Source organism: Acidovorax sp. MR-S7 (assembly GCF_000400995.2).
Classification (GTDB): domain Bacteria; phylum Pseudomonadota; class Gammaproteobacteria; order Burkholderiales; family Burkholderiaceae_C; genus MR-S7.
The window spans coordinates 1-11,259 of sequence record NZ_DF238893.1 but is presented as its reverse complement, the minus strand read 5'-3'; the positions used below and the strand labels follow the sequence as shown (position 1 = coordinate 11,259).

Here is an 11,259-nt window from a genome sequence, read left to right as displayed (position 1 = left end):
TGGAATGCCCGGCAATAAAGCGCTGCCAGCTATTCTTTTGGAAGCAACGCTGCGTGCGCCAGCCGTCCCAGCGTGGCCAGTGCCGCTTCGCTGCGCGCGTTCCATTCGTGGCCGTAGTTCAGCCGCAGGCAGTGGGCGAAGCTGCGCGACGCCGAGAAGATCGGCCCCGGCGCGGTGCTGATGCCCTGCGCCAGCGCCTGCCGGTGCAGCCGCAGCGCGTCCACGCCCTCGGGCAGCTCCACCCACAGGAAATAGCCGCCCGCGGGCCGCGTGGCGCGCGTGCCGGGCGGGAAGTGCGCGCCCACGGCCTCGGCGAAGGCCGCCTGCCGCGACGCCAGGGTGTGGCGCAGCTTGCGCAGGTGCTTGTCGTAGCCGCCGCGCCGCAGGTAGTCGGCCAGCGCCATCTGCGCCGGCGCGCAGGTGCCCAGCGTGGTGGTGAGCTTCTGGCGCGCCACGGCCTGCGCGAAGCGGCCCGGCGCCGCCCAGCCCAGCCGGTAGCCGGGCGCGAGGCACTTGGAGAACGAGCCGCAGTGCAGCACCAGCCCCTCGCGGTCGAACGCCTTGGCGGGCAGGGGGCGCCGGTCGCCGAAGTACAGCTCGGCGTACACGTCGTCCTCGATCAGCGGCACGCCGTGGCGCGCGAGCAGCGCCACCAGGGCCTGTTTCTTCGCCGCGGGCATCAGGCTGCCCAGCGGGTTCTGGAAAGTGGTCATGAGCCAGCAGGCCTTGGGGCCGTGGCGCGCGATGGCGTGCTCCAGCGCCGCCAGGTCGATGCCCTCGCCCGGGTGCGTGGGCACCTCGATGGCTTGCAGGCCCATGCGCTCCAGCGTCTGCAGGGCGGCGTAGAACGTGGGCGACTCGATCACCACGGCATCGCCCGGCCGGGCGATGGCCGCCAGGCACAGGTTCAGCGCCTCCAGAGCGCCGTTGGTGACCACGATCTCGTCGGTGTGCACCTGCATGCCGTCGGCCAGGTAGCGCAGCGCGATCTGGCGGCGCAGCGCGGGGTTGCCGGGCGAGAGGTCGTCCACCGTGCTCCACGGGTCCAGCGCCTGGGCGCTGGCGGCCATGGCCTGGCCCAGGCGCGCCAGCGGGAACAGCAGCGGGCTGGGGAAGGCCGAGCCGAAGGGCACCACGCCGCGCGCGGTGCCGGCCTGCAGCACCTCGAATACCAGCGCGCTCACGTCCACGGCGATCGAGGCGTCGCCCGGCTGCGACGCGCCGGTGGGCTCGGGCGGGCGCCGGGCCGCGCCCTCGCTCACGTAGTAGCCCGAGCGCTCGCGCGCACGCACCAGGCCGCGCGCCTCCAGCAGGTAGTACGCCTGGAACACGGTGGAGGCGCTCACGCCGCGGCTCTCGCAGGTGTGGCGCACCGAGGGCAGGCGGTCGCCCGGGCGCAGCACGCCGGCGCGGATGGAGGCTTCGATGTCCGAGGCGAGGGCGGCGTAGCGTGTCATGGCGCAAGCATTGTCCCCTGCGGGGTACGGTACTTCCACATCGCGGGGCGGCGCGCTTCGGGGGACAATCCGCGCCCATGAACTGGCGCAAGATCCTCATCCCCATCGGCATCGTTTTCCTCGTCTTCGCGGCCTGGCGGGCCTACGGCCCGCAAGGCATCCTCACCGTGAGCGGCGGCCTCGTCATGTGGGCGCTGCTGCATTTCACACGCCTCATGAACGTGATGCAGAAGGCGCGCAACAGCCCGATCGGCTACGTGGGCAGCGCCGTGATGCTCAACGCCAAGCTCAAGCCCGGCGTGAACCTCATGCACGTGATCGCCATGACGCGATCCCTGGGCGAGCTGCTGTCCGCCGAGGGCCAGGACCCCGAGCGCTACCGCTGGACGGACGGCACGCAGTCGCACGTGACCTGCGAGTTCGTGGGCGGGCGACTGGCGCGCTGGGAGCTGGTGCGCCCCGCGCCGCAGGCGCCGCAGGCGGGGAGGCCGGCCGCCGAATCGTAAAATCGCCGGTTTATCCGAGTTTTCCTCCAAAGGACACCCCCATGAGCCCCGTTGTTCCCTCGATGGCCGACCGTGACGGCAAGATCTGGATGGACGGCCAGATGGTGGACTGGCGCGACGCCAAGATCCACGTGCTGACCCACACGCTGCACTACGGCTGCGGCGCCTTCGAAGGCGTGCGCGCCTACAACACGGTGAACGGCACGGCCATCTTCCGCCTGCAGGAGCACACCGACCGCCTGTTCAACAGCGCCAAGATCCTGCGCATGGCCATCCCCTTCACGAAGGACGAGGTCAACGAGGCCCAGAAGGCCGTGGTGCGCGCCAACAACCTGGAATCGTGCTACCTGCGCCCGCTGACCTGGATCGGCTCGCAGAAGCTGGGCGTGTCTCCCAAGGGCAACCAGATCCACCTGATGGTGGCCGCCTGGGCCTGGGGCGCCTACCTGGGCGAGGAGGGCATGCAGCGCGGCATCCGCGTGAAGACCAGCAGCTACACGCGCCACCACGTCAACATCACGATGACGCAGGCCAAGGCGGTGAGCAACTACAGCAACTCCATCCTCGCCAACATGGAAGCGCTCGACGACGGCTACGACGAGGCCCTGCTGCTCGACGCCGCCGGCTTCGTGAGCGAGGGCGCGGGCGAGAACGTGTTCGTGGTGAAGGACGGCGTGGTCTACACGCCCGACCTGTCGGCCGGCGCGCTCAACGGCATCACGCGCAACACCGTGCTGCACATCTGCAAGGACCTCGGCATCGAACTCGTGCAAAAGCGCATCACGCGCGACGAGATCTACATCGCCGACGAGGCCTTCTTCAGCGGCACGGCCGCCGAGATCACGCCCATCCGCGAACTCGACCGCGTCGCCATCGGCGCGGGCAGCCGCGGCCCCGTCACCGAGAAGATCCAGAACGCGTTCTTCGACATCGTGAACGGCCGCAATCCCAAGTACGCCCACTGGCTCACCAAGGTCTGATGCATATGTCGCAAGCCGTCGTCGAACTGCTGGCCAAGGACCTCAACGCGCAGGGTGGTGTGTACTGCCCCAGCCCCAAGGCCGACATGAAGCTCTGGAACAGCCACCCCAAGGTGTACTTGGACGTGGCCCACACGGGCGAGGCCAAGTGCCCCTATTGCGGCACCGTGTACCGGCTCAAGGCGGGCGAAGTCGTCCGCGCAGGCCACTGATACGGGCTTGCCGTCACCTTCCCGCGCAGGCGCGTTGCCAGAGGCTGCCCGCCGCGGGGCCCCCATGCAGCTCGAAGAGTTCCGCGAAGTGCCGCCGCTCGCCGCCGCGCAGCTTGATGAGCGGCGCGGTGGGCTCCTGCGCGGCCGCCAGGCACAGGCGTGGGTAGAGCCAGTACCACTTCCAGCCCACGGCCTTCTGGTGGAAGAAGGCCGTGTCCTCGGCCTTGAAGAGGGCCAGCCGGAAGCCGTTGTCCCGGCGCAGCGCCTGCTGCGCCGCCACGTGGATCAGCAGGTACTGCGGATCGGCGATGCCCTGCAGCACCTGGGCCCCCTGGGGCGACGCCTGCAGGGCCTGCAGGTAGGTCGCGCTGCCCTGCTCCACCAGTGCGTGGTGGAACTCCTGCTGCCAGGCGCTGACGAAGGGCGTGTGCGCGGGCGCGCCGAAGATCCAGCTCTCCACCACCGGGTAGCGCGCGTCGTGCGTGAAGCCTTCCAGGAAGAAGCCCACGAACTCCGCGCCCTGCGCGCGCCGCGCGGCGTCCATCCAGTCCAGCGGCTGGGTGAGCAGCGTGGTCGCGTCCAGCCAGTAGCCGCCGTGGTGGCGCACCAGGTACAGACGCAGCCAGTCGGACTGCTTGGTGGGGTGCAGCTGCGCGAAGCCCGCGGGCAGGTGCTCCGGCGGCACGTGCGGGCCGAGGTCGGCGCCGTTCAGCACGTGGATCTCGTAGTCCGGGCATTGCGTGCGCCAGTTGGCGATGCACTGCGCCACCACCGCGTCGGGGGTCTGCGTGTTCCAGTAGCTCCAGATGCGGCGGGGAATGGCGTCCTGCCGGGCGGGCGGCTGCGTCGCGGCCTGCGGCCCCACGAAGGCCGTCGTCAGGGGCTGTCCCGGATAGGCCCGCGCGCTGCGGGGCTGCACGGCGGTCAGCAGCCGGTAGGCGGCGCGCAGGATGGGGGCGGGAATGCGTGAGGACATGGCAATAACAACAACGGCGGGCGTACTGCGCGTTCGCGCGACGGCCGGTATTCTGTCACTGGCGCACACGATTCCATGATGTTTGACTCTCTTGTCGGCCCTGCGCCCTGGCCCCGCCGGGTGGCGACCGCGGCGCTGTTCCTGGTGCCCGCGCTGGCCCTGGTGGTGCAGTCGGGCTACTCCTTCGGCGCGGCGCTGTTGCTTATCGGCGCCCTGTGTTCCATACACCGCTGGCCGCGTGGCACCCACAGCCCCTGGACCTGGGCGCTGGCCGTGGTCCTGCTGGGCATGGGCGTGCTCTGGTACGTGCTGGCCGACCCGCAGGAGGCCTGGGGGCGGTGGGACCGGCCGGCCAAGTTCTTCCTCGGCACTGCCTGCCTGCTGTTCGTGAGCCGCGCTGCGCCCCGGCCCCGGGCGCAGTTCTGGGGCTTGCTCGCGGGCTGCCTGGGCGCGGGCGCCGTGGCGCTGTGGCAGGTGCACGTGGAAGGCGCGCCGCGCGCGTCGGGCTTCCCGTCGCGGCACACCAATGCCATCCAGTGGGGCAACATCGCGCTGCTCATGGGCACCATGCTCGCCATGCAGACGATCGCGCTGCGCCGGCAACTGGGCCGGGGCCGCGTGCTGGCCGCAGCCCTGGCCGTGCTGATGGCGCTCAACGCCTCGGTGCTCTCGCAGTCGCGCGGCGGGTGGCTGGCGCTGGCCATGGCCCTGCCCGTGGGGCTGTACCTGCTGTGGCGCTTCCACCGGCGCGACCTGTGGCGCGTGCTGGGCGGCCTGGCGGCCGTGCTGGCGGTGCTGGCGGCTGCGAACTACGAACTGCTCGACCAGCGCTGGGCGCTCATGGAAAAGGAGGTCCAGATCTACAGCAGCAGCCGCGAGGCCGACAACTCCGTGGGCCAGCGCCTGGAGCACTGGCGCTTCGCCTGGGAGGCCGGGCTGGAGCGTCCGCTGCTCGGCTGGGGCATGCGGGGCTACCTCGACGAAAAGGCCCGGCGCGTGGCGGCGGGGCAGTATGAGCCCTCCATCCTGGAATACATCTACACGCACAACGAGCCGCTGGACATGTTCGTCAAGGCGGGCCTCGTGGGCGTGCTCTGGCTGCTGCTGCTGTATGCCGTGCCGCTGGCCATGTTCTGGCCCACGCGCGCGCGCATGGCAGCCTATGCGCGGCAGCCCGAAGACGTGCAGGCGCAGATGCTGGCGCTGCGCCTGGGCGGCGTATGCATTCCGGTGTTGTACGCGGGCTTCGGCATGACGCAGGTGTTCTTCGCCCACAACAGCGGCATCATGTTCTACCTGTTCATGACCATGCTCACCTGGGCCGCGCTGCGCGGTATGGATGCCGAGCACGCCGACCATGGCCCTTCTTCCCGCTCTCCCCGCTGACCGCCGCCCGCGCGTACTGCACTTCGTGACCGGCGGCTTCTCCGGCGCCACGCAGGTCGCAGTGGACCTGGTGCGCGCGCACGCCGCATCGGGCCGCTGCGACGCGCTGCTGGCGCTGCGCCGCAAGCGCCATACGCCGCCGGAGCGCGTGCAGGCCCTGCGCGACGAGGGCTTGGCCGTGGAGCTGGTGCCCGGCTGGGCGCACGCGGCCACCGTCTGGCAGCTGGCCGCGCTGTGCCGTCGCTGGCGGCCCGACGTGCTGGTGGCCCACGGCTTCAGCGAGCACCTGTGGGGCCGCTACGCGGGCCTGATCGCCGGCGTGCCGCGCCTGGTGCACGTGGAGCACAACTCGCGCGAACGCTACAGCGCGTGGCGGCTGCGCCAGGCGCTGTGGCTGGCCGAACGCACCGAGGCCATCGTCGGCGTCTCCGAGGGCGTGCGCCAGAGCCTGCTGGCGCGCGGCTTTCCGCCCGAGAAAACCATCGCCATCCCCAACGGCATCCACCTCGCGCCCTACGAGCGCGCCGACGCGATGGCCTGGGCCGACCGCGTGCCAGGCATCGTCATGGCCGCGCGCTTCGCGCGCCAGAAGGACCACGCCACGCTGCTGCGCGCCGTGGCCTTGCTGCGCGATCGCGGCCTGGCGCCGCCCGTGAAGCTCGCAGGCGGCGGCAAGGCCAGTGCGCAGCGCGCGGCGCGCAAGCTCTGCGCCGAGTTGGGGCTGGACGGGCAGGTGGAATTCCTCGGCCACTGCGGCGACGTGCCCGGCCTGCTCATGCGCCACCGCATCTGCGTGCTCGCCACGCATTTCGAGGGCATGCCGCTCTCACTCATCGAAGGCATGGCCGCGGGCTGCGCCGTGGCGGGCAGCCGCGTGGTGGGCGTGCAGGAGGTCATCGCCGACGGCCGCAACGGCCTGCTGGCTGATCATGCCGACCCGGTCGCGCTGGCCGACGCGCTGCAGCGCCTGCTCACGCAGCACGAGGATGCCGAGCGCATGGCCCGCGCCGCGCGCGCCGATGCGCTGCGGCTCTACGGCATGGCCACCATGACCGCGCGCTACGAAGACCTGCTGCTGCGCGGCCTGGAGGCGCCGCAATGACCGCGCCCTGGCTCAGCGTCCTCGTGCCCGTCTACAACGTGCAGGACTATCTGGAGGAGTGCCTGGCCTCGGTCATCGAACAAGCAGGCGAGGGCGTCGAGATCCTCGTGCTCGACGACGCTTCCACCGACGGTTCGCGTGCGCTCATGGACGCACTCGCCGCGCGCTGGCCCGGCCGCCTGCGCCTGATGCACCACGCGGCCAACCAGGGCCTGAGCGCCGCGCGCAACACCCTGATCGACGCCGCGCGGGGCGACTACCTCTGGTTCCTCGATTCCGACGACAAGCTTCTGCCCGGCGCCCTGGCGGGCCTGCATGCCGTCGTGCGCGAGCACGCGCCCGACGCGGTGCTGTGCGACTTCGTGGTCTGGCGCGAGCGGCCCCGTTGGAAGCACCGGCTGCGCGGCGAATCGCACCGCGCCACCTTCGCCGGCGCGGCGGGCGGCCCGTCCACCGACCGCGCGGCGCTGCTCGCCGGGCTGCTCATGACGGGGCAGCTGCACGCCTGGTCCAAGGTCACGCGGCGCGCGCTGTGGGGCGCGGACCTGCGCTTCCCGCCGGGCCGCTACTTCGAAGACATGGCCACCATGCCGCTGGCGCTGCTGCGCGCGCGCAGCCACTGCTACGCACCGGTGCCCTGGGTGGCCTACCGCCAGCGCGGCAGCAGCATCCTGTCCACCATGACGCTGCCCAAGGCGCTGGACCAGTCGCGCGCGCTGACCGCCTTCGCCCAGGCGCTGGCGGCCGCCGAGGCGGCAGGGCGGCTGCCCGCCAGCCCTGGTCTGCATTTCGCATTGGCGCACCAGAGTGCGCGCTGCCTCGTGGGCGCCATGCGCTTCGTGCAGAACGCCGCGCTGCCCGAGGCCGAGCGTCGCGCCGCCGCCGAACAGGTGCGCGCCGACTTCGCCGCCCACTCGCCGCTGGACGTACGCGCACTGGCGCGCGCCTATGCGCGGCGCGGCTGGTGGCTGCGCGCGGCCAAGCTCCTGCGGGCGACCGCATGACCGCCGCGCGCCTGTCCTTCAAGAGCCGCAGCGAGCTGTGGCTGGCCCGCTGGCTGCGGCGCTGGTACGGCTTGCGCCCGCGCTGGCTCGAGGCCGCGCCCACGCTCGCCTTCACGCCGTACGGCAGCGGCGCGCCCCAGGCCCGGGCTATCCCGCCCATCGTCTGGGCCTACTGGCAGGGCGGCACGCCGCCGCTGGCCGTGCAGCGCTGCATCGACGGCTGGCGGCGCCTGCATCCGCATTTCGACATCCGCGTGCTCGACGACCGCAGCGTGCTCCAGCACCTGCCGGCCCTGCCCGCCGCGCTGCAGGATGCCTCGCCTGCCAAGCGGGCCGACTGGATCCGCCTGGAGCTGCTGCTGCGCCACGGCGGCATCTGGCTCGACGCCAGCACCATCCTCACCCAGCCGCTGGACTGGGTGCTGGCCGAGCAGGCGCGCACCGGCGCCGACTTCGTGGGCTACTACCTGGCGCTGTACACCAGCGTCCCCGAGCGCCCGGTGGTCGAGAACTGGTTCATGGCCGCGCCGCCCGCCAGCCCCTTCATCGCGGCGCTGCAGCGCGAGTTCACCGGCGAGGTCATCGCCCGCAGCGGCGAGGAATACATCGCCCACCTGCAGGCCCAGGGCCTCTACGCGCAGGCGCTGCAGCGCATCGACGCGCCCGCCTACCTCACCATGCACTTGGCCCTGCAGGTCGTGCTGCTGCGCGGCGGCGCCTGGCGCCTCAGCCTGGCCCGGGCCGAGGACGGCCCCTACCTCTACCACGCGCTGGGCGGCTGGCGCCGCGCCCCGCTCAAGCTGCGCCTGCTGTTCTCGCGCATCCGCGGGCCGCTGCCGCCGCTCGTCAAGCTGCGCGCGCCCGACCGGCGGCGCCTCAGCGACTACCTGGCGCGCGGCCTGTACCTGCCGGACAGCGTGGCCGGCCGGTGGCTGGATCGCTCCTGATTCAGTAGCTGCTTGCGCTTGATGGATAAGCGCTGGAGGCCAAAAACACCCTTATTCCTGAGCGCATGCCGTGGCGGCGCGCCATTCCTGTGCCAGCAGCGCCACCAGTTCGCCCGCAGGCATCACGCGCGCCGCGCCCACGCCCTGGCCGGCCCAGAGCGACAGGTAGTCCGCCCGGCCCTGCGCGCCGGCCGCGCGGCGCAGCGCGCCGGTGAGCGCGTTCTGGATGGGGTAGGGCGGGATGGCGGCCTCGTCGGGGGCCAGCCGCTCCATCATCGTGTTGACGATGCCGCGCGCCGGCCGGCCCGAATAGGCCCGCGTGATGCGCGTGTCGGTGCCCTGGGCGCGGGCCATGGCCGCGCGCTGCGCGGGGGTGATGCCCGACTCGGGGCAGGCCAGGAAGGCCGTGCCCATCTGCACCGCCTGCGCGCCCAGCGCCTGGGCGGCGGCGATGCCGCGCCCGTCCATGATGCCGCCCGCGGCGATCACGGGAATGCGCAGCGCGTCCACGCACTGCGGGATCAGCGCCATGGTGCCGACCAGGCTCGCGTCGAAATCCCCGAGGAACGTTCCGCGATGGCCGCCCGCCTCCATGCCCGATGCACATACCGCATCCGCGCCCACCTCCTGCCAGGCCAGCGCCTCGGCCAGCGTGGTGGCGGTGCCGATGACCATGCAGCCCGCGCCGTGCAGCCGCTCGACCTGCGCGCCGTCAAGGATGCCGAAGGTGAAGCTCGCCACGGCCGGGCGCGCGGCGATGAGCGCCTCGAGCTGCGCCGCGAAGTCTTCGCACCAGCGCGCGGGCGCCTCGGGCGTCAGGCCGAACTCGGCATAGAGCGGGGCGAGGCGCGCCATTGCCGCTTGCACGGTGGCGGCGTCGGGCGCGGGCGTGTCCAGCACGAACAGGTTCATGCCGAAGGGCCTGTCCGTCGCGGCGCGCACGGCAGCGGCGGCCTGGGCCATGGCCTCGGGCGAGCGCATGCCGCAGCCCAGCATGCCCAGCCCCCCGGCCTGGGACACGGCGGCGGCCAGCGGCGGGGTGTCGGAGCCCGTCATCGGGCCCTGGACGATGGGCAGGGGGATTCCCAGGCGTTGCAGCAGCGGGGTCATGGTGTGTCGTCTCCGTTGGAAAGAAGGGTGTCCTGCAGCGCCGCGAACGCCGGCGTGGCGTAGCCCGCGCGGTGCACGAGCACCGTGTCGCAGGTGCCCAGCGGCACCCATTGCAGCGCGGGTGGCGTGCGCAGCAGCTCCAGCACCGACTGCGGCACCACACCGGCGCAGCGGCCGGCGGCCACGCAGGCCAGGATGGCGGGGTAGGAGGCCAGCTCCAGCACCCGCGGCGGCTCGCCGCCGGCCTGGCGCATCCAGTCTTCGCCCATGCGGCGGTAGGTGCAGCCGTGGGCGAAGGCGGCGAGCTGGTCCAGGCGCAGGTCCGCAGGGCGGGCAACGGGCGGGTGGCTCGCCGGCAGGGCCAGCAGCAGGGTTTCGGTGAACACGGGAGTGCGCTCCACGGGCGCGTCCGGCTCCAGCCCCGGGGGCGGCCAGGCGACCAGGGCGCAGTCGAGCTGGTGGGCCAGCACCTGCTCGACCAGTTGGCGCGAGGGCGCGGTGCGCAGCTCCAGCACCAGCTGCGGCCACTGCGCATGCAGCCGCGCCAGCGGCCCGGGCAGGCGCGCGGCGGCGGTGCTTTCCATGGCGCCCAGGCGCAGCAGGCCCGTGGGCTGGCCGGGGCGCACGGCCTGGCGCGCTTCCTCGGCCAGGGCCAGCAGCCGGTCGGCATAGCCGCGCAGGATCTCGCCCGCGGGCGTGGGCTGCATGCGCTTGCCCTCGCGCAGGAAGAGCGGCACGCCCAGCTGTTCCTCGAGCTGTTGCACGCGCGTGGTCACGTTGGACTGGGCGCGCCCGAGCCGCTCGGCGGCGCGCGTCACGCTGCCTTCCGCTGCCACGGTGTGGAAGATTTCCAGCGTCACCAGGTCCATTTCATTCTGTTTGTGAGATGATTAATAAAGAAATTATCTCAAAACAGGATTGAAATGCAAGCCGATCCCGCCTGGACCGCGCAGCCGCGTGCCATCGCCTTCGCGGGCATGCTGGCGCTGGCCGTCGCCATGGGCGTGGGGCGCTTCGCATTCACGCCGCTGCTGCCCATGATGCTGGCGGACGGCGTGGTCACGCTGGCCGAGGGCAGCTGGCTCGCCATGACTAACTACGTGGGCTATCTGGCCGGCGCGCTGGCCTGCATGGCGCTGCCGTGGGTGGCGCCCCGGCTCTACGAGCGCTGGCATCCGGCGGTGCTGGCGCGTGCGGGGCTGGTGGCGACGGTGCTGCTCACGCTGGCGATGGCACTGCCGCTGCAGGGCGGCTGGCCGCTGCTGCGGTTCGCGGCGGGGGCGGCCAGCGCCGTGGTGCTGCTCAACGTGGCCGCGTGGTGCATGGTGCGCCTGGCGGCGCTGGGCCGGCCCGCGCTGGGCGGCCTGATCTTCTGCGGGCCGGGCCTGGGCATCGTGCTCACGGGCCTGGCGGCGGGCGCCATGGTGGCCGGCGGATGGCGCGCGGCCGCGGGCTGGGTGGCGTTCGCGCTGCTGTCGGTGCTGCTGTGCGCGCTGGTCTGGCCCGTGGTGCGCGGCCGCGCGGCGCCGGGCGGCGGGGCGGCGCGCACCGCCCCGGCCGCGGCGCAGGGCGGCACGCC

At 72.4% G+C, this 11,259-nt stretch carries 12 protein-coding genes; 8 read left to right on the top strand and 4 right to left on the bottom strand.

Annotated elements, in window-relative coordinates:
- Nucleotides 1-29: 29 nt before the first annotated feature.
- Nucleotides 30-1,457, bottom strand: a complete 1,428-nt coding sequence (locus tag AVS7_RS01190; protein WP_020226678.1) for a PLP-dependent aminotransferase family protein — start codon at nucleotides 1,455-1,457, stop codon at nucleotides 30-32.
- Nucleotides 1,458-1,534: 77 nt separating this feature from the next.
- Here AVS7_RS01190 and AVS7_RS01185 point away from each other — a divergent pair, with 77 nt between their 5' ends.
- From AVS7_RS01185 to AVS7_RS01175, 3 genes are read left to right on the top strand one after another with little or no spacing between them, the layout of a single operon-like run.
- Nucleotides 1,535-1,963 (top strand): hypothetical protein, encoded by a 429-nt coding sequence (locus AVS7_RS01185; protein WP_020226677.1) that lies wholly within the window; start codon nucleotides 1,535-1,537, stop codon nucleotides 1,961-1,963.
- 41 nt (nucleotides 1,964-2,004) lie between these two features.
- A complete protein-coding gene (locus AVS7_RS01180; protein ID WP_024000754.1) occupies nucleotides 2,005-2,943 on the top strand; it encodes a branched-chain amino acid transaminase in 939 nt (312 codons plus the stop codon).
- Nucleotides 2,944-2,948: 5 nt separating this feature from the next.
- Complete coding sequence (locus AVS7_RS01175; RefSeq protein ID WP_020226675.1) at nucleotides 2,949-3,155, top strand: zinc-finger domain-containing protein; 207 nt, start codon at nucleotides 2,949-2,951, stop codon at nucleotides 3,153-3,155.
- Nucleotides 3,156-3,168: 13 nt separating this feature from the next.
- Here AVS7_RS01175 and AVS7_RS01170 read toward each other — a convergent pair whose 3' ends face one another.
- Complete coding sequence (locus tag AVS7_RS01170) at nucleotides 3,169-4,131, bottom strand: glycosyltransferase family 32 protein (RefSeq protein WP_020226674.1); 963 nt, start codon at nucleotides 4,129-4,131, stop codon at nucleotides 3,169-3,171.
- Between the two features lie 75 nt (nucleotides 4,132-4,206).
- On the opposite strand from AVS7_RS01170, the gene AVS7_RS01165 reads away from it, so the two are divergent.
- The 4 genes from AVS7_RS01165 to AVS7_RS01150 are packed head-to-tail and all read left to right on the top strand — an operon-like array spanning nucleotide 4,207 to nucleotide 8,570.
- Nucleotides 4,207-5,517 (top strand): O-antigen ligase, encoded by a 1,311-nt coding sequence (locus AVS7_RS01165; protein ID WP_024000752.1) that lies wholly within the window; start codon nucleotides 4,207-4,209, stop codon nucleotides 5,515-5,517.
- Nucleotides 5,489-6,619, top strand: a complete 1,131-nt coding sequence (locus AVS7_RS01160; protein ID WP_034689663.1) for a glycosyltransferase — start codon at nucleotides 5,489-5,491, stop codon at nucleotides 6,617-6,619. Before AVS7_RS01165 ends, AVS7_RS01160 begins: the two co-directional genes overlap by 29 nt.
- On the top strand, nucleotides 6,616-7,623 hold the full coding sequence (locus AVS7_RS01155) for a glycosyltransferase family 2 protein (protein WP_020226671.1): 1,008 nt from the start codon (nucleotides 6,616-6,618) through the stop codon (nucleotides 7,621-7,623). The genes AVS7_RS01160 and AVS7_RS01155 overlap by 4 nt, the downstream gene beginning before the upstream one ends.
- Nucleotides 7,620-8,570 carry a glycosyltransferase family 32 protein gene (locus tag AVS7_RS01150; RefSeq protein ID WP_024000751.1) on the top strand — a complete coding sequence of 317 codons (951 nt, stop codon included), beginning with the start codon at nucleotides 7,620-7,622 and terminating at the stop codon, nucleotides 8,568-8,570. Before AVS7_RS01155 ends, AVS7_RS01150 begins: the two co-directional genes overlap by 4 nt.
- Nucleotides 8,571-8,621: 51 nt before the next feature.
- Here AVS7_RS01150 and AVS7_RS01145 read toward each other — a convergent pair whose 3' ends face one another.
- Nucleotides 8,622-9,680: a nitronate monooxygenase family protein gene (locus AVS7_RS01145; RefSeq protein ID WP_020226669.1), complete on the bottom strand. Its 1,059-nt coding sequence runs from the start codon at nucleotides 9,678-9,680 to the stop codon at nucleotides 8,622-8,624.
- Nucleotides 9,677-10,549 (bottom strand): LysR family transcriptional regulator, encoded by an 873-nt coding sequence (locus AVS7_RS01140; protein WP_020226668.1) that lies wholly within the window; start codon nucleotides 10,547-10,549, stop codon nucleotides 9,677-9,679. Before AVS7_RS01140 ends, AVS7_RS01145 begins: the two co-directional genes overlap by 4 nt.
- Nucleotides 10,550-10,603: 54 nt before the next feature.
- On the opposite strand from AVS7_RS01140, the gene AVS7_RS01135 reads away from it, so the two are divergent.
- On the top strand, nucleotides 10,604-11,259 hold a 656-nt coding region (locus tag AVS7_RS01135), incomplete at its 3' end, for a YbfB/YjiJ family MFS transporter (RefSeq protein WP_020226667.1).

Coding starts and splice junctions, on each gene's coding strand:
- AVS7_RS01160 (WP_034689663.1), top strand. CDS start 5,489: ATGGCCCTTCTTCCCGCTCTCCCCGCTGACCGCCGCCCGCGCGTACTG.
- AVS7_RS01180 (WP_024000754.1), top strand. CDS start 2,005: ATGAGCCCCGTTGTTCCCTCGATGGCCGACCGTGACGGCAAGATCTGG.
- AVS7_RS01165 (WP_024000752.1), top strand. CDS start 4,207: ATGATGTTTGACTCTCTTGTCGGCCCTGCGCCCTGGCCCCGCCGGGTG.
- AVS7_RS01185 (WP_020226677.1), top strand. CDS start 1,535: ATGAACTGGCGCAAGATCCTCATCCCCATCGGCATCGTTTTCCTCGTC.
- AVS7_RS01145 (WP_020226669.1), bottom strand. CDS start 9,680: ATGACCCCGCTGCTGCAACGCCTGGGAATCCCCCTGCCCATCGTCCAG.
- AVS7_RS01150 (WP_024000751.1), top strand. CDS start 7,620: ATGACCGCCGCGCGCCTGTCCTTCAAGAGCCGCAGCGAGCTGTGGCTG.
- AVS7_RS01140 (WP_020226668.1), bottom strand. CDS start 10,549: ATGGACCTGGTGACGCTGGAAATCTTCCACACCGTGGCAGCGGAAGGC.
- AVS7_RS01155 (WP_020226671.1), top strand. CDS start 6,616: ATGACCGCGCCCTGGCTCAGCGTCCTCGTGCCCGTCTACAACGTGCAG.
- AVS7_RS01175 (WP_020226675.1), top strand. CDS start 2,949: ATGTCGCAAGCCGTCGTCGAACTGCTGGCCAAGGACCTCAACGCGCAG.
- AVS7_RS01190 (WP_020226678.1), bottom strand. CDS start 1,457: ATGACACGCTACGCCGCCCTCGCCTCGGACATCGAAGCCTCCATCCGC.
- AVS7_RS01170 (WP_020226674.1), bottom strand. CDS start 4,131: ATGTCCTCACGCATTCCCGCCCCCATCCTGCGCGCCGCCTACCGGCTG.